The organism is Blautia sp. MSJ-9 (genome assembly GCF_018919065.1).
Taxonomy (GTDB): Bacteria; Bacillota; Clostridia; order Lachnospirales; family Lachnospiraceae; genus Blautia_A.
In genome coordinates, this window is sequence record NZ_JAHLQG010000027.1 from 15,080 (window position 1) to 32,964 (window position 17,885).

13 protein-coding genes and 1 other annotated feature are annotated in these 17,885 nt (G+C 40.6%); of the genes, 1 reads left to right on the forward strand and 12 read right to left on the reverse strand.

What is annotated here, in order from left to right; genetic code table 11:
- Positions 1 to 11: 11 nt before the first annotated feature.
- The 11 genes from KQI87_RS07090 to KQI87_RS07135 form a co-directional block, all read right to left on the reverse strand.
- Entirely contained in the window at positions 12 to 2,666 is a 2,655-nt protein-coding gene (locus KQI87_RS07090) for a valine--tRNA ligase (protein WP_216459566.1), read from the reverse strand.
- Between the two features lie 130 nt (positions 2,667 to 2,796).
- Positions 2,797 to 3,032 (reverse strand) — a binding site (T-box leader).
- Positions 3,033 to 3,226: 194 nt separating this feature from the next.
- Positions 3,227 to 4,693 carry a PTS transporter subunit EIIC gene (locus tag KQI87_RS07095; protein WP_216459567.1) on the reverse strand — a complete coding sequence of 489 codons (1,467 nt, stop codon included), beginning with the start codon at positions 4,691 to 4,693 and terminating at the stop codon, positions 3,227 to 3,229.
- A gap of 90 nt (positions 4,694 to 4,783) precedes the next feature.
- On the reverse strand, positions 4,784 to 5,269 hold the full coding sequence (locus KQI87_RS07100) for a PTS sugar transporter subunit IIA (protein ID WP_216459568.1): 486 nt from the start codon (positions 5,267 to 5,269) through the stop codon (positions 4,784 to 4,786).
- Between the two features lie 41 nt (positions 5,270 to 5,310).
- Positions 5,311 to 6,147, reverse strand: a complete 837-nt coding sequence (gene licT / locus KQI87_RS07105) for a BglG family transcription antiterminator LicT (RefSeq protein ID WP_216459600.1) — start codon at positions 6,145 to 6,147, stop codon at positions 5,311 to 5,313.
- 373 nt (positions 6,148 to 6,520) lie between these two features.
- Positions 6,521 to 10,303 carry an FtsX-like permease family protein gene (locus KQI87_RS07110; protein ID WP_216459601.1) on the reverse strand — a complete coding sequence of 1,261 codons (3,783 nt, stop codon included), beginning with the start codon at positions 10,301 to 10,303 and terminating at the stop codon, positions 6,521 to 6,523.
- Positions 10,304 to 10,306: 3 nt separating this feature from the next.
- Positions 10,307 to 11,023, reverse strand: coding sequence for an ABC transporter ATP-binding protein (locus KQI87_RS07115; protein WP_330575125.1), 717 nt, complete (start codon positions 11,021 to 11,023; stop codon positions 10,307 to 10,309).
- 826 nt (positions 11,024 to 11,849) lie between these two features.
- On the reverse strand, positions 11,850 to 12,686 hold the full coding sequence (locus KQI87_RS07120; protein WP_216459569.1) for a DUF4135 domain-containing protein: 837 nt from the start codon (positions 12,684 to 12,686) through the stop codon (positions 11,850 to 11,852).
- Positions 12,677 to 12,802, reverse strand: coding sequence for a hypothetical protein (locus KQI87_RS16810; RefSeq protein ID WP_256444813.1), 126 nt, complete (start codon positions 12,800 to 12,802; stop codon positions 12,677 to 12,679). Before KQI87_RS16810 ends, KQI87_RS07120 begins: the two co-directional genes overlap by 10 nt.
- Before the next feature lie 24 nt (positions 12,803 to 12,826).
- Complete coding sequence (locus KQI87_RS07125) at positions 12,827 to 14,287, reverse strand: ATP-binding protein (protein WP_055060196.1); 1,461 nt, start codon at positions 14,285 to 14,287, stop codon at positions 12,827 to 12,829.
- Positions 14,288 to 14,290: 3 nt separating this feature from the next.
- Complete coding sequence (locus KQI87_RS07130; RefSeq protein ID WP_216459570.1) at positions 14,291 to 14,998, reverse strand: LytR/AlgR family response regulator transcription factor; 708 nt, start codon at positions 14,996 to 14,998, stop codon at positions 14,291 to 14,293.
- 5 nt (positions 14,999 to 15,003) lie between these two features.
- Positions 15,004 to 15,558: a hypothetical protein gene (locus KQI87_RS07135; protein WP_025579787.1), complete on the reverse strand. Its 555-nt coding sequence runs from the start codon at positions 15,556 to 15,558 to the stop codon at positions 15,004 to 15,006.
- Between the two features lie 323 nt (positions 15,559 to 15,881).
- Here KQI87_RS07135 and KQI87_RS07140 point away from each other — a divergent pair, with 323 nt between their 5' ends.
- Positions 15,882 to 16,769, forward strand: coding sequence for a C40 family peptidase (locus tag KQI87_RS07140; protein WP_216459571.1), 888 nt, complete (start codon positions 15,882 to 15,884; stop codon positions 16,767 to 16,769).
- A gap of 147 nt (positions 16,770 to 16,916) precedes the next feature.
- Here the strand turns inward: KQI87_RS07140 and KQI87_RS07145 are convergent, their stop codons facing one another.
- Complete coding sequence (locus tag KQI87_RS07145; RefSeq protein ID WP_216459572.1) at positions 16,917 to 17,681, reverse strand: hypothetical protein; 765 nt, start codon at positions 17,679 to 17,681, stop codon at positions 16,917 to 16,919.
- Between the last annotated feature and the right edge of the window lie 204 nt (positions 17,682 to 17,885).

Consider the following 17,885-nt stretch of genomic DNA (forward strand, 5'->3'; position numbering starts at 1 on the left):
TAAACACTCCCTTATTTCTTAAGCTGCTCTAACTGTCCTTTAACCTTATCCATCATTTCTTTGTATTTTGCAAGCTTGTCTTTCTCCGCATCCACCTTGGCAGCAGGTGCCTTGTTTACGAAGTTCGGATTATTCAGCATACCTTCGCATCTTGCGATCTCTTTTGTGAGACGTTCTGTTTCTTTTGTAAGACGTTCGATTTCTTTATCTTTGTCAATCAGGTCTTCTAACGGCATGTATACAACTGCATTGGAAACAACTACAGAAACTGCATCATCGCTGATTCCGTTCTTGTCTGTCTGTACCAGGATCTCTTTTGCAAATGCAAGATTTACAAAGGATTTCTTACTGCTTTCATACATAGCAGCTGTGTCAGCATCTTTTGCTACGATATGCAGACTTGTCTTGCGGTTGTTCGGAACATTCATTTCTGTTCTGGTATTACGGATACCTCTTACAACCTCTTTGAAGCCCTCGATTGCTTTCTCAGCATCCGGGAAGTTTCTCTCTTCTCTGTATACAGGCCAGTCGGAGATCATAATGGACTCTTCTTCCGGAAGAAGTGTACAGTAGATTTCCTCTGTAATAAATGGCATATATGGATGAAGAAGCTTCAGACCTTCTGTCAGTGCAGTTCTTAATGTCCAGAGTGCATCGTTTGCAGCCTTCGGATCTTCCTCTGCCTTCCACAGACGAACCTTAGCCATCTCAATATACCAGTCGCAGAGTTCATCCCACAGGAAGTCATAAACTTTCTGTACTGCAATACCAAGTTCATATTTTTCCATGTTCTCTGTAGCTTCGCGGATCACTGTATTTAAGTGAGACAGAATCCATTTATCCTCTGCACAGAGATCATTTAAGTTCTCCGGCTCTGTCACTGTCTTGCCTTCCAGGTTCATCATGATGAAACGGGAAGCATTCCAGATCTTGTTTGCGAAGTTACGGCTTGCTTCTACCTTTTCCCAGTAGAAACGCATATCATTTCCAGGTGCATTACCTGTCATCAGAGTAAGACGAAGAGCATCTGCGCCGTATTTATCAATAACTTCCAGAGGATCGATACCGTTTCCAAGAGACTTACTCATCTTACGTCCCTGGGAGTCACGTACCAGACCATGGATCAGTACATGATGGAACGGAACCTGATCAGTCTGCTCCAGAGCAGAGAATACCATACGGATAACCCAGAAGAAGATAATGTCATATCCTGTAACAAGTACATCTGTCGGATAGAAATATTCCAGTTCCGGTGTTTTCTCCGGCCAGCCAAGTGTGGAGAATGGCCATAATGCAGAACTGAACCAGGTATCCAGTGTATCCTCATCCTGATGAAGATGTGTGCATCCGCATTTCGGGCATTTCTCAGGCATTTCTCTTGCAACAACTACTTCACCGCACTCATCACAGTAATAAGCCGGGATTCTGTGTCCCCACCATAACTGTCTGGAAATACACCAGTCGCGGATATTCTCAAGCCAGTGAAGATATGTCTTGTCAAAACGGGACGGAACGAATTTCAGATCTCCGTCATCCAGAGCTTTGATCGCAGCCTTTGCCATCTCGTCCATCTTTACAAACCACTGTGGTTTGATCATTGGCTCTACCGTTGTACCGCAGCGGTCATGTGTTCCAACACTGTGATTGTGCGGAACTACTTTTACCAGAAGTCCAAGTGCATCCAGATCAGCGACCATTGCCTTACGTGCTTCGTAACGGTCCATACCTGCGTATTTTCCGCCAAGCTCGTTGATGGTCGCATCGTCATTCATAATGTTGATCTCTTCCAGATTGTGACGGCGTCCAACCTCAAAGTCGTTAGGGTCATGAGCAGGTGTGATCTTTACACATCCTGTTCCGAATTCTTTGTCTACATATTCATCGGCGATCACCGGAATCTCTCTGTCTGTGAGAGGAAGCTTCAGCATCTTGCCGATGAGATCTTTGTAGCGCTCATCTTCCGGATTTACGGCAACAGCAGTATCACCCAGCAGGGTTTCCGGACGTGTAGTTGCAATCTCTACGAAACGTCCCTCTTCCCCTACGATCGGGTAATTAATGTGCCAGAAAAATCCGTCCTGATCCTCATGCTCAACCTCTGCATCAGAGATGGAAGTCTGGCATACAGGACACCAGTTGATGATTCTGGAACCTTTGTAGATATAGCCTTTTTCGTATAATTTGATAAATACTTCCTGTACTGCTTTGGAACATCCCTCATCCATTGTGAAACGTTCTCTCTCCCAATCTGCGGAAGCCCCCAGTTTCTTTAACTGATTAATGATCTTTCCACCGTACTCCTCTTTCCATGCCCATGCATGTTTTAAGAATTCCTCACGGCCGATATCGTGTTTGTCGATACCTTCTTTTTTCAGCTTGTCGATAACCTTAACCTCTGTAGCAATTGCTGCATGGTCAGTTCCCGGCTGCCATAATGCTTCATAGCCCTGCATTCTCTTGAAACGGATCAGGATATCCTGCATAGTTTCATCCAGCGCATGTCCCATGTGAAGCTGACCGGTTACGTTTGGCGGCGGCATAACAATAGTAAACGGTTTCTTGTCCGGATTTACTTTTGCATGGAAATATCCATTGTCCATCCATTTTGTGTAAAGACGCTCTTCGATTCCCTTAGGATCGTAAGTTTTTGCAAGTTCTTTGCTCATAATGTCCTCCTGATATTCTATATCTGTAATAAAAGTATCTGCGGATCACTCCGCTGTAAAGCAGCCCACGGCTCTATCATTATTAAATAAGCCTGTTCGATTAAAAAAGCCCTCTGCACGCATTATACGTGCAAAGGGCGACATAGATCGCGGTACCACCTTAGTTTATATCTCTCATTCCCTTAACGCGGGATACGTGAAAGCCTACCATGCGCGTATATAAATCTCAGTATTATCATACCACTCACTTCAGCCTCCCGGCTCCAAAGCTACCTTCAGCGCTTCTGTTCCCGGGAAACCTTCCAGCTTATAAGCTTCCCTCTCTGTGGGGCATTACCGCCTACTCCTCTTTTTCACAGCCTTTTTCTGGATTCTACTATAATGAAAAAAGCTTTTTTTGTCAAGGATGTTTCATGGGATTTCACAAATTTATGCCGGAGTGTGTTTAAAAAATACTTTCCGCAAGAATTCATAAAAACAGCGAGCAAACATTTTGTTTACTCGCTGTAAAAGAAATCCTAACTATGTTCTTTTTTAAAAAGGGATTTTTATCTGCTATATTATTTACAGAGCTTTTTAAACTCATCTGCTACGAACTGAACTTTCGTACCGATTACAACCTGAACAGAATTTTTACCAGGTCTGATCACACCGGCAACACCGGCTGATTTGATTTTCTTTTCATCAACAGCTGTATAGTCTTTGATTTCCAGACGAAGTCTTGTAATGCAGTTATCAATAGATGCAACGTTTTCTTTTCCGCCAACACCTTCTAAGATAATTTTTGCAACTTCTGTAAAGTTATCGTTTGCAAGCTTTACAGTTGTTTCATCTGTATCATCATCTTCTCTTCCAGGAGTCTTCAGATCAAATTTAAGAATTGCAAATCTGAATACCACATAGAATACAATGAATGCTGCGATTCCCAGAGGAATGATCAGCCATGTTTTCTGTGCTGCAGGCAGAGATGCTGAGAACAGAAGGTCTGTTGCACCTGCTGAGAATGAGAAGCCTGCACGGAATCCTAATAATACTGTGACAACGGTAAAGATACCATATAATAATGCATAAATAACATAGAGTCCAGGAGCCAGGAACATGAAACCAAATTCGAATGGCTCTGTAACACCACAGATAAATGAACAGATTGCTGCGGAAGCTACCAGACCAATGGCAACTTTTTTCTTATTGTCCTTTGCACACTGGATCATTGCCAGAGCTGCACCAGGAATACCAAACATCATACATGGGAAGAAGCCGGACATATACATTCCAAGGCTCCAGCTTACATCTGCAGATGTCTCACCTGCCCAGAAATGAGTCAGGTCGCCAAGTCCGATCGTATCGAACCAGAATACATTGTTTAATGCGTGATGCAGACCTGTAGGAATTAAAAGTCTGTTCAGGAATGCATAGATACCAGCTCCAAGAGCTCCCATTCCGGAAATTGCGTTACCGATGGAAATCAGTACACCGAAGAGGATTGGCCATACAAACAGTAAAACTACGGATACAAGAATAGATACAACACCTGCGATGATCGCTACACAACGTTTACCGCTAAAGAAAGAAAGCCAGTCCGGTAATTTTGTGCTTTTGAATTTGTTGTAACATGTAGATCCGATCACACCTGCAAGGATACCGATAAACGGGTTGGCGATTTTGTTAAATGCCAGTGTTTTGTCTGCATTGTCTGCGATAGACGGGAACAGTGTGGTAACAAATCCTGTGCTTAACAGTGTTGTGATCATAAGCCAGGAAGCAAGGGCTGCAAGACCGCCTGTACCATCGTGGTCATCTGACATACCCACACCTACGCCGATTACGAATAACAGTGCCATATTCTCGATCAGGGCACCGCCGGCTTTTACAAGGAAAATACCAACCATCGGACCAAATCCGGTGATATCACCACCCTGCATACTTGCAGGACAAAGCAAATAACCAATACCCATGAGGATACCGCAGATTGGAAGACAAGCTACCGGTAACATCAGGGCTTTTCCTAATTTCTGTAAATACTTCATACTTTTTCCTCCTTAGATAGAATGATTTACTCTTTCAAATCCCCTTTTATTTATTTTTATCCGGACACCTCCGGAAAAAATACATGATTATTATTTTGTGATCACAATCACATCATCACCGGGCTGTACCTCTTTGTTATCCAGCCCCCGGACATCTCCATAGTCATCTGTGTTACAGATAACAACAAGTGTACTGATATCATATCCTGCAGCTTTGACCTTTTCCAGATCAATCTCCAGAATCAGATCTCCCTTCTTTACTGCATCACCGGAATGTACATGGCCTGTAAATCCATCACCGCCCATTTTGACTGTATCCAGACCCACATGGACCAGAATCTCCACACCATCAGTTGTAGTAAGACTGAATGCATGAAGGGTATCAAACAGTGTTTCAATTGTTCCGTCTGCAGGCGCATAAATTTTTCCGTCTGACGGAAGGATCGCTGCACCCTTTCCCAGCATCCCCTCACTGAAGGTCGGGTCATTTACACTGGAAAGAGGAACTGTTTTCCCCTTCACCGGAGATCCAATGATCAGTTCAGGTGCCTTTTTCTTCTTAAAAAAATCAAACATACTTAAAAGCCTCCTTCTTTTTTACATTTATAATTATCATTTTATAAATCTATAGTAGTAACTCTGCGGATATGCACAGACAGATACATAATTTCTTCCTCAGACAATCTGCTGCCGGTTGCCTGCATGATATATTCTGCAACCTTTACACTGCATTGATATTCCCTGGGATATTTCCGCTGCATCAACAGGGACAGCTCTCTGTCCTCGCTGGAAAGCAGCTCCTTCCGGTAAATCCGCTGTATCAGAAACTTGATATGTGTCATAAAGCGCTCATAATGTAAAGATGATTCATCCAACAGTATTCCCAGATCACGTTCCACAATATCCACGATTGCCTGCATCTGATCCGGAAACTTCACTGCATCCCGGATATCTGTACCATATTCTGCATTTACGAAATGAAGAGCAATGAATCCTGCTTCATCCTCCGGCAAAAGAATACCAAGTCTGTCCTGGATCAGCTCCAATGCATAAATTCCTAATTGGAATTCCTGAGGATAAAAGCGCTTGATTTCCCACAATAATGCATTCTGCGGTTCTATTCCCTGACTCACTCTTTCAATTGCAAAATTAATATGATCCGTCAGTGTCACATAAATGCTCTGATTCAGTTTTAATTTCAGATGATCCTTTGCATGAGAGATGATCTCATCTGAAATCCTCACACGTTCCAGCGGCATATTCGCCAGCAGTTCCTTGAACTGTTCTGCCAGTGTCCGGCTTTTAATGCGAAAGATTTTACTGATCTGATCAGCAGGAACCACTTCTCCCTGTTTCTTTTTGAAACCAATTCCCCGTCCCATCACAATTACTTCTGCACCGGATTTCTCATATGCCGAGATAATATTGTTATTGATCACTTTTTCAATTATGATATTATCCATGTCTTTCCTTTTCCAAACGATATGTTTCCTGACAGCGGAGTAATTTCCCTGTAACGTAACAAGAAAGAATCCTGCTTACAGGAACATTACGAAGTAATTTCCCTGTAACATAAAAAAACCAGAATTTACAGACTGATTTTCTCAGCCATAGATTCTGGTTTTGCCTGCCTAACAGTAACAATCCGTATGTTTTTAATTAATAAAGCCATTATAACAAAGTTACAAAAATACGTCAACCCCACTTTTTTATTTTGTCAAAAATCGCTATTGTATTTTCATTCTTCTTTGTGTTTTATCTGATATATTTCACATTTTATCCTGTATTTTTCTATTTCTTCTTTCCTGCAATAAAGTGACAAATCGTTTATTCCACACTTTTCAGGGATTCTACCATGTCAATCTTCTTTAATTTCTGATGCATAAACAGATTTACGATCATGGAGAATCCAATTGTCAGCAGTCCGCAGTACAGGAAACTGACAGGATTAATATTTCTTCCGAACATGACCGCATCCACTTCCACAGTACGGATAATATATCTGTGCAAAAAGATTCCGAATACAGCCCCTGTCAGCACGCCGATGAGGGTAAGGATAACATTCTCCCTGTATACATAGGCAGAAACTTCGTTATCATAGAATCCCAGTACCTTCAGGGTTGCCAGTTCTCTCTGGCGTTCCGTAATATTGACATTGTTCAGATTATACAGGACTACGAAAGCAAGCATTCCCGCAGAAATGATCAGCACTATGATCACCGTATCCAATGCTCCCAGCATTCTATGAAGCTGGGCCTCCAGACTGCTGGTATAGCTGATACTTAACGCAGCCGGATACTTCAGGATCTCATTTCCCACCTCAGATTCTGATTCTTTATATTCCTCTTTTACCGTGAATACAGTTGCAGAATAGTTCGGCTTCTCCCCGAAGGTCTGTTCATAGACATTTCCTGTCATATAAATATAATGTCCCATGTAATTCTCTGTCACTGCTGCGATCTTTGTCTCATAATTTTTTCCATCCTTTGTGATGGTCATGGTATCCCCGACCTTCAGTCCTGTCAGGGTTGCCGTCTTCTCACTGATCACTGTACCTGCATCCGTCAGCTTATACTTCTCTTTTGTCTTTCTGTCCTGAAGCGTTACATCCTTATTAAAGGTCTCAAGATTCTCAGGCACATAAACATATACGCTAATATTGGATTTATTTCTGGGAACACTCATCTTGGTAAACTGGACATGAGTATATCTCTCAATCTGACTGTTATTTTTCAAAAACTCATCCAGCTCCTGTCTCTCCTTATCCGTTGCCTCCTCATCATCAATGATCGTTCCTGTATAATGCTGAAGCTCCTGATACTGCCGTCTGGCAATATCCATAATAGAATCCCTGAGTCCAAAACCTACCAGCATCAGCGCCATACTTCCCGAAATACCGAAAATCGTCATAAAGAAACGTTTTTTATATCGGAAAAGGTTTCTCAGAGTAGATTTCCATGTAAAATTCAAGTGCTTCCAGAAAAGCGGGATCCGTTCCAGCAGGATTCTCTTACCCTCTTTGGGAGCAGGAGGACGCATCAGTGATGCCGGAGTTTCCGCCAGTGCCCTGTAACAGGAGAAAATGGTGGCTCCGACAGTACACACAGTTGCCGCACCTGCTGCTATCATTGCAAATTTAAACTCATAACGGATCTGGATATTGTTCATCATGCCCTTGTACATAATGCCATACCCGTTAATAATAACCAACGGCAGGATCTTCTCTCCGATCAGAATTCCCAGAATACTGCCTCCCACAGTGGCAAGAAAGGCATACAGTAGATATTTGGATGCAATCGCATACTTGCCGTATCCCAGAGCCTTCATTGTACCGATCTGGGTTCTCTGTTCCTCCACCATTCGTGTCATGGTAGTCAGACTTACCAGTGCAGCCACCAGGAAAAAGATAACAGGGAAAACCTGTCCGATACTTCTCATTCTGTCTGCATTATCCCCATAATCTGAATATTCCGGCAGATCATTGCGGTCCGTTACCATCCATTCCGGCATACTGATATCATCGATTTCATCCTGAGCATCCTGAATCTTCTTCTCACCGTCTGCGATTTCTTTCTCTGCATCCTTCTTACCGTCTTCGTATTCTTTTTTACCTTCTTCCAGATCCTTCTCCGCTTTTTTGATGTCCTTTCTGGAACCCTTCAGCTTCTGCTCGTTCTCTGAGATTTCCTTCTCGCCATCCCTCAGCTTCTGCTCATTGTCGGCAATCTCTTTCTCACCGGAAGCAAGCTTCCCTTCATTCTCCCGGATCTGTGCTTCTCCTGAAGCAAGTTCTGCCTCCTTCTCCTCTAACTGAGCCTGACTGGAATTTAATTTTGCTCTTGCAGCATCGATCTGTTCCTGTGCTGACTCAAGCTGGGCTTCTTTTTCCTGAATCTCTTTTCTAGCAGGCTCCAGCTTCTTCTCCTGAGCCTTTACTTCTTTCCATCCTGCATCAATCTTTGCCTGAGCATCGGGAAGCGCAGCCTCCTGTTGGTTTAATTCCGCTTCCTTTGTATCAAGTTGGGCAAGTCCGCTCTCCACCTGGCTTAACCCACTCTCCAGTTCACTTCTCGCTGCTGCGATCTGGTTTCTGGATGCTTCCAGCTGGGCAGCCTGACTGTCCACCTGCTCCTGATAAGCAGAAACCTGTGCTGCCAGAGCCGCCAGGTCTTCCTCAGAATATGTGCCTGAAGCTTGTGCCTGCTCATACTGTGCCTGCAATGCTGCAAGCTGACTTCTGGCACTCTCTAATTGAGCCTCTCCTTCGGAAAGCTGGGCCTCCTGCTGCTCAATCTGGGCAAGTCCCTGATTGCAGCTTTCCTTTTTGGCATTTAAGTCCTGTCTGGTTGCTGCAATCTGCTCTCTGCCTGACTGAATCTGCGCCTTTCCATTGTCAAGTTCCTGCTGGCTCTGGGTAAGCTGCGTCTTTGCATCCGCAATCTGCTTCTCACCGGCGCTTAACTGATTCTTGCCATCCTCAAGCTGTGCTTTTCCATCATCAAGCTTTGCCTGGTTCTCTGAAGCCTCCGCCCATCCTGCATTCAGCTGTTCCTTTGCAGATGCGATCTGTGCTCTGCCACTGGCAAGCTGCTCTTTCGCACTGGCAAGCTGGGATCTGCCATCCTCTAACTCCTTCTTTGCATCTGCAAGCCGGGCTTTTCCGTCCTCCAGTTCCTTTTTTGCATCTGCAAGCTTTTTCTTGCCATCCTTATATTCCTTCTTGCCATCTTTTAACTTCTTTTTGCCGTCCTCCAGTTCCTGTCTGGCATCCGCAAGCTTCTCATTAGCTTCCTTCTTTCCGTCTTCAAGTTCCTGTCTGGCATCTGCAAGCTTGTCATTGGCTTCCTCTACAATCTCATCATATCTGACCTGACACCGTTCTGCCTCAATCCCCTCCACTCGCTCCTGCACTCGCTCTATCAGGGAATCATAAGCATCTGTATAGCTGATCAGATCCTGTGCCCCATGAGCCTGCACATAGATCTGTGTATAAACCTCCTGGTCAAAATCCTCAGGGAGCACATAAGCAAATCCATTAACCTCACCGGAACCAAGAGTAGAGTTTCCCCGGTTATAGGATATGTAAAGCGGACTCTCACCTAAACCCACAACTGTGTAATCTGTCTTTTTCAGCAGTTCGCTGTCTCCGCCCTCTTTCAGGGTAATCTGATCACCCACCTTATATCCATTGCTCTCAGCAAAAATACAATCAAGGAAAATCTCTCCGCTTTTTTCCGGAGCTTTTCCCTCTGTCACTGAGATCCGGTTCATGGTTTGATCCACAGCTTCCACATGAAGTACCTTCTGCTTCTCGCCTTCTCCACACATTACATCTGTACCATAGGCGCCCTCTGCATTCTCTACTCCATCCACCTGCTTAATGGCAGCTACATCATCCTCCGTCAGTCCCAGAGTTCCCACTACTTTGATATCCATAAGATTGGTTTCATCATAATAGGCATCACCTGAGAAGCGCATATCCGGTGACGACGCCTGTATTCCGGAAAAGAATGCAACTCCCAGAGCAACGATCATAAATATGGAAATAAACCTGGCCTTACTTTTGCGTATCTCCATCCAGAAATCTTTATGCATTGCTTTCATATTCATCACCTACCATTCTATCTCCTCTATGGGTGTAGGATGGTCATTCATTGTCATCCTGGAAACCTTGCCGTTCTTGATCTTGATCACACGGTCTGCCATAGGTGTCAGCGCCGAGTTATGGGTAATGACAATCACTGTCATTCCACGCTCCCTGCACATATCCTGCAAAAGCTTTAAGATTGCCTTACCAGTCTGGTAGTCCAGTGCACCTGTGGGCTCATCACACAGTAAGAGCTTGGGATTCTTCGCCAGTGCCCTGGCAATGGAAACTCTCTGCTGCTCACCACCGGAAAGCTGTGCCGGGAAATTGGTCAGTCTGTCCTTCAGTCCCACTTCCTCCAGAACCTCCCTGGCATCCAGCGGATTTTTACAGATCTGCAATGCCAGTTCTACGTTCTCCAGCGCTGTAAGATTAGGCACCAGATTATAGAACTGGAATACAAATCCAATATCATTTCTCCGATAACCGGTAAGCTGCCTGCTGTTATATCTGGCAATATTCCTTCCATCCACCAGAACCTCTCCGCTGGTAGCCTGATCCATACCCCCAAGAATGTTCAGCACTGTCGTCTTGCCCGCACCGCTGGGACCAACGATCACTACGAACTCTCCCTTGGCAATCTCAAAGCTGATCTCATCCACTGCAACGATCTTTACTTCCTTTGTTCCATATATCTTGGAAACCTTATCCAGTTTTACATATGCATCTGTCATCTCATTCATCCGCATTTCCCCTGTAATTTTATTTTTGCTACACTGGTAATTTTATTTTGTTACAATTATTAACGATTCTTTTGACCCCGATTTATTTCCGTATTTATTTACAGGCAGGTCAAATTCTGACCTGCCTGGTAGTCTTAATGGTTATATTTATTGTAACACATTATACTTATAATTCAAAATAAAATATTCATAAAAAATCCAGATATTCCAAAACCGCCTGATCATCTCAAGCGGTTCATCATTTTGACTATGCACAGCACAAGCTTCCTTTCTTCTTAATTGTATGTACCAGAACATCTTATATCTTCTTTACCCGTTATTATTTTACATTAAACTGATGCAGAAAATATAAAAAAGGAATAAACATGCATCATCTGACCTCGAATCTTTATTTTTATTCTTACCTAATTTCCGTAAGGTTCTTTTTCATCCCCATCTGAAGTTAATTTTGTGGCTATATTTACTCCGTCTTTTACATAATACTCGATTGTCACCTGAATCCCGGAACGAATAAGGTTCGCTCTTGCAGGATTAAATTCAGAAACATTTGTCTGAACCTGTTCTGCATCAGCTCAAATTATCCGAGTGTGTTTTCAGATACACCGCCTTAAGATATTACGCCCAGTACCATCCATATAATCTGGTACCATCTTTAGCTGTATAGTATGCTCTTACATAATAATTTTCATTCTTATTTAATTTTCCGGTTTCATCTATATAAGATGTAACACTCCTATTTTTTATAGTTTTGATTTTTCTTTACTTCCAGGCATTTTCATCATATCTGTACAGAATATATCCCTATGTGCCTTTTACCTTTGCCGACTTAAAAGTGAGGCTTTTCCCTTCCTGTATGTATAACCGAATTTGCCAATTTTATTTCTGTACTTTTGTTTATTTTTTCTTCTACACTACTTCCGTCTTTTTCTGATTGTTGTTTTAAATATCCCGGATATGTCTCCATATCGATAATCACAGGATATTCTCCATGTGCGATAATATTTTCACCATGAAGATCTGTTGCTCCAAGGGCATATCCCAAAAACAGATGTATGCCCATTCTGAAATAATAATGCTCCACCTCACTTTCGTTTTTACAGGGAATATTCTCAATTTTTTCTTCCCATCCATAGGAATCATGAGATAAATATTGTACCGTCCTGCAGGAAATTCCTGTTTTTCTGCATAAATAGTTATAAAGTTCCTGATATTTTATATTCTTATCAAGACTATGTGGCTTATAGTACAGAATTGTTCCATTATCCAATTCTACCTTCGCCACACTTCGTCCTCCTCTGTGTGTATCGCCTTTCGACATGTAAATTCCCACAGTCCCGGAAAACTTTCTTCCATCACAGAATATTTTTTGTATCTGTTCTTTTTCTGCATAAAGAGATTTCCTGATTTCACATTCTGCTCTCTGGATAGAGTTATTTTTTAATTCAAGCAGACGTTTTAACTCGGGATATTCCTGCAGTAAAGATTTTACATATGTTGCATTGTTAAGATATTTTTTTTCATAATAATCATATTGTTCTTTTGGCGTACATCCTTTTAGATTTCCCCTTACCTTTTGTTCATAAATATCTAAAATTTTTATACGAATCACAAGATATTCTTTTAATATTTCCTCATTGCAATATATTGATTTTTCTAACAACATATAATTGATACTACACCAAGCCCCATACTATGTACAGCTTCTATATCCTCTGTTTCTATTTTTTCTATCTCTTCTAGTTCCTTTAAAATGTCTCCATTCATCTTTTGTTCGTCCATAATAATTCCTTCCCAGCTAGATACTCATTTGATTTCAATCATGAGATTTGCTTCAAATATATTTTTATGAAATTTAAAATCAACCATTCCCTCATATTTGTTAACGATTTCTTTTACACTTTCAATTCCCCATCCGTGTTTATTTTTTTCTTTTTTGTTACTTATAAACCTCTCACCTTTTGTCACTGGTTCGATTTCATATGTATTTATAACTTTCAAAATAAACATATCATTTTTATTCGCAATATATAACTTTATCTCTTTCTTTTTACTTTTCATTGAGGCTTCTATTGCATTGTCTAATAAATTTCCCAATATCATGATAACATCCGAGTCTTCCAAAGGAATATTCTCAAAATCAGCATTTACCTTAAATGCAATGTTATATTTTTCTATTTTCCTATATTTGATATTTAACATAAAATCTACAATAGGTATTCCCGTCCAAACTAAATTATCGGAAGTAAAATTATTATTTTGAAAATTTTTAATGAACATCAACGCCTCTTCTATTTTATCGTTTTCAAGGCATTCTTCCAAAAATGAAAGCAAATGTTTTTCATCATGAATAATACATCTGTACTTATTATAAGCACAATTTAATTCTTCATACTGTTTTTGCATAGTTTCATATCGGATATTTAAAATTTCGCACTGAGCATCATTCATCTTTTTCTGGTATCTCATAGTCAAGGACAAAAATAAAAAAATCAGAATTCCAAAGATAATTAAAGTTCCCTTTAAATTACTTTCATATATCTTATCTTCACTAAAAATGAATACACTTAATATCCCGATTTCCAACATACCAATGCCCCAAACAATGCTTTTATTAAAACATAACGCATTTTTCATTACTTTTGATATTTCAAATATCTTATTCATAATAAGCATTATGCAAAACAATACAATCAAATAAATAATTTCACTATACGAATGTGATCTCGGGTAATGCAAAAAATCCACAAATTTTTTTTGTTCAAATATTCCAACATAAGCAATGTATACTTCTTTAGCAATTGCAATATTTGCCAAATAAAAAACTTCCCATATATAAGCTTGCAATAATGTAGATTCGTAAAACAAATATAAATACAATACCGGTAAAATATTTCCTAATCCAATCATCGTAATAGATTGATACATATCCCAGTATTGTCCTTCAATCCAAACGACCATAGCTATAAACAAAAATGTTCCACATGCTCTCGAATTCTTTTTTATTCTTTTATAAAAACACATAATCATTCCAAAACTTATATATAAAAATATGAAACAATTTCTTAGTTTTTCTACATTGTTTTTTCCCCAAAAAAGACATGATAAAGTATATCCACCAACAAACAATAAAGTGTACATCACTCCTTTCGAAATATAATGCTTCTTTTCCAATAGCTTCCGCTTCGGAAACATCTGTCCAAATATCCAGACACCTATCCCAGTCTCCATAAACGTTGCCAGTCCATACAATAAAACTTTCAGCATTCTTCATACCCCCCAGTAATTCAGAATTGCTTCTCTGACACCTTTGAATCTTTCTCTGCCAACTGTAATAATATTACCGTCCCGCATATAAAGATCCCTTCCTTTCATCTTCATCACATGTTGGATGTTTGCAAGATATCCTCTGTCAGATATAATAAATTCTTTTGAATTCAGTTCTTTTTCTACTGTTGACAGACTTGCTCTGATCTTTACTTCCCCACGCCTGTGCACAAAAATCACATATTTTCCTTCTTTTTTCATATAGAAAATATCAGAATATGCCAGTTTTTCAACTTCGTTTCTTTTATTTATGATATAGTACCGCTCTTCTTTCTCCATAATTACAGGAAGAAGCGCATCATAAGCCTGCGGAAGTTTTTCCTTCAGACACTCTTTGGGGATATAACGATAGGTGTTTACCTCATATGCTTCTATTGCATAATCCACAAAATTTGTAATAAATATAATAACCGGATCCGGATAAAGTCTGCGTATCTCTCTTGCTGCCTCTATTCCGTTTTCTCCCGGCATCCGGATATCCAGAAGATACATATCGAATTTTTCTTCCTTCAATCCCAGCAGAAACCATTCCACATTCTGGTATGTCGTTACCGTACAATCTATATTTTTCTCTGCAAAATACTGTTCTGTAATCTCCTTTTCTTTTTTCAGATACATTTCGTCATCATCCAGAATCATTATTCTTATCATAGCAATTATTCCTCCATGAATGTATAAAATCTGAATTTCTTCACATCATAAAAATAACTTTCATCCTTATTGATGACCAGCTCATAAACCTCGATATCCCCTTTGGTTGTCACATCAGTTCTGTGATACTGATAAATGTATCTGCCTTCCTCATGGTTTTTTACCTTTCTGATGATATCATCCACCAGTTCTCCGATTGTCATCGGACTGTCTCTGGAAGGTCTCCATCTTCCAATCATACCACGAACCTGTGACTTGGTCAGTTTAATTCTCTTTCCAAGAAGATATCCTTTCGGGAAAAAGTCTTCTCTGGTCTTTCCTGTCTTTTTTAATATCTCACGTATTGTCTTATTTTCTTCATCTAAAGCAAATCCCATATTAGCATAAGCCTGCATATGAAGCAACGCTAATTCGAGATATTTACTGTTTTCAGATTCTTTATTCCATAACAGTAATTTGTCCAGGCTTTTATATACAGTTTCTCTGATTGTAATTCCCTGATTTTGCAAAGTCTGCAAAGAAAACATCATGGTATACAAATCCTTTGTATATTCGTCCATATTCCTATATTCCTCCTGTCATAAAACATATCAAATTTGATTAGTCGCTTGTCATTTATATCCTTATACATATTTAATTCCGTCTGTTAAACTTTATCAAAGGAAAGGATTTTTATTTATGAAAAATCAGGATTAAATATAATTACAATTCGACAATTTTCGTGTTTTTGTCCTCGAAAAGCATTTTTCTGACCTCGAAGCAACAATCAGGAAATGCTTTTTATTTTTTTCTGTTTCATGTTTACATTTTTCCCTTTTCTCACTCTTTATAAGATGTATCACCGGTGAGCAAATAAATAATCAAATTTCAGGAGGATAAAAAAATGACAAAAACAGAAAAAGCAGTAACATGGGCAATTGAAATCGCAAACGATCCGGCACACGGATATGATCAGGATAACAGATGGGGACCGGACTACGATTGTTCTTCACTGGTAATCTCTGCATGGCAGCAGGCTGGTGTACCTGTAAAAACAAAAGGAGCTTATAATACCAAAAGTATGAAGTCTGTTTTCCTGTCTTGCGGATTCAAAGACGTTACTTCCAGTGTTAATCTTGACAACGGAAGCGGTATGAAACGCGGTGATGTACTGTTAAACATTGCACGCCATACAGTTATGCATATCGGCAACGGCAAAGTAGTTTCTGCCAGTATAAATGAAAATGGTGGAGCCCACGGTGGTACTCCGGGTGACCAGAATGGCAACGAAATTAAAATCCAGAATTACTACAACTGCCCGTGGGATTGTGTTCTTCGTTATAATGAAGATTCTACATCTACGGATCCAGAACCACAGCCAACTACTGGAAATGCCAAAATCCGCAAAGGTCAGAGTTATGCCAATAAATTTGCCAATACTGGCATCTCCATTACCGGGAAAAGAGATGCTGCCACTAAGAAAGCAGCTATTAAAGTTCTTCAGACAGCTCTGAACAAAGATTATGGTGCCGGTCTGGATGTAGACGGTATCTGGGGAACTAACACAAGCAACGCCCTTGGTAAACATTACGTAAAAAGCGGTGAAACCCAGTATATGGTAACTGCCGCTGAGATTCTCCTTCTTTTACGTGCTTATGATCCAAATGGTGTGGAAATTCCTGGTACCTTTGGCTCTGGTCTTCTTTCAGCTGTAAAAGCATTCCAGAAAGCACAGGGCTTAACAGTTTCCGGAACTTGTGACAGAAACACTTTCCTGAAACTTATCAACTAATTTCTGGCAGATAAATATCCGGCAGAATCCTTTCCTCTGATTCTGCCGGATATACCCCCTTCACTATTTCTTGTATATAACAAAAAGAAGCAATTTTGACCCCCATTAAAATGGTCTCAAAACTGCTTCTTTTCGCATTTTTACATTCTACCACGGAACATATTCACCGCTGTTTTCATCATAATAATACCAACCGTTTCCTCTGCCTATAGGACCGCAATCAGTTTCCGCAGCCTGAAAGTGTATATAGGAATTAGTTCCCGGATCCCAAGAATACAGGTCATACGGATCACTTACTTCTTCTGATGCATCATCAGGTGCGGTCCAGGTCCAGTAGTATTTATTGCCATCCTGATCCGTGACACCATCCCCATTCACCATAGCATCACCAATATCCTCCCAGCTTCCATAATAATTTCCGTCACTGTCGTACCAGTTTCCATCGTCAGCCTGAGAAATCAGCCTTCCATTTCCCTCACTGTCATATACCATTGCCTGATCTGCCCTCTGGTCAGATTGAGTACCACCATTACCTGTTGAACCATTATCTTCAGATGCAGAAGTGTCCACCCCTGTGGTCTGGGAATCGTCTGTATCAGTTCCTGCAGTGCCGTCTGTTCCATTCCCTGAATTCTGTACATCGCCCGCATTATTGGATGAGGCAAATACTTTCGTCTTCTTATCCGCAGTCTGATTTGAATTTTCTTTTCCACCGGATGTACTTTTATTTACCTGTTTTTTATCCGGCTGAGATTTTTCTGCTGTTTTTTGTTTTGCCTGTTCGGATTTCCCCTGTGCGTTCTGCGTATAATCAACCTGTGTTGCTGTTTTATTCTGTTCCGCACAGCCAGTCATAGCAGCCGCTGCTGCTAAAATCCCTGCCATAATAATTACAATCTTTTTCTGCTTCATTTTGTTGTCCTTTCTACATTTACTAAAAATGTCACTGCCTTTATCATAATGTGCTTTTCCTGTTCATTATGACATACTTCACAGGCTTCGATGCCTCATATGTCCCTTATCTGTCATAAAAAGGACATTATTATTTATAGATAAAACAAATAAAACACTGGTATTTATTTGCACAATGAATTTCAAATCCAGACAAGTTTTGAG

Bases quoted from the DNA above. Each gene is read 5' to 3' on its own strand.
- KQI87_RS07110 (WP_216459601.1), bottom strand. From the start codon at position 10,303: ATGAATATGAAAGCAATGCATAAAGATTTCTGGATGGAGATACGCAAA.
- KQI87_RS07120 (WP_216459569.1), bottom strand. From the start codon at position 12,686: ATGTTGTTAGAAAAATCAATATATTGCAATGAGGAAATATTAAAAGAA.
- KQI87_RS07125 (WP_055060196.1), bottom strand. From the start codon at position 14,287: ATGCTGAAAGTTTTATTGTATGGACTGGCAACGTTTATGGAGACTGGG.
- KQI87_RS07130 (WP_216459570.1), bottom strand. From the start codon at position 14,998: ATGATAAGAATAATGATTCTGGATGATGACGAAATGTATCTGAAAAAA.
- KQI87_RS07145 (WP_216459572.1), bottom strand. From the start codon at position 17,681: ATGAAGCAGAAAAAGATTGTAATTATTATGGCAGGGATTTTAGCAGCA.
- KQI87_RS07135 (WP_025579787.1), bottom strand. From the start codon at position 15,558: ATGGACGAATATACAAAGGATTTGTATACCATGATGTTTTCTTTGCAG.
- KQI87_RS07115 (WP_330575125.1), bottom strand. From the start codon at position 11,023: ATGAATGAGATGACAGATGCATATGTAAAACTGGATAAGGTTTCCAAG.
- KQI87_RS07100 (WP_216459568.1), bottom strand. From the start codon at position 5,269: ATGTTTGATTTTTTTAAGAAGAAAAAGGCACCTGAACTGATCATTGGA.
- KQI87_RS07095 (WP_216459567.1), bottom strand. From the start codon at position 4,693: ATGAAGTATTTACAGAAATTAGGAAAAGCCCTGATGTTACCGGTAGCT.
- KQI87_RS07140 (WP_216459571.1), top strand. From the start codon at position 15,882: ATGACAAAAACAGAAAAAGCAGTAACATGGGCAATTGAAATCGCAAAC.
- KQI87_RS07090 (WP_216459566.1), bottom strand. From the start codon at position 2,666: ATGAGCAAAGAACTTGCAAAAACTTACGATCCTAAGGGAATCGAAGAG.
- KQI87_RS16810 (WP_256444813.1), bottom strand. From the start codon at position 12,802: ATGGACGAACAAAAGATGAATGGAGACATTTTAAAGGAACTAGAAGAG.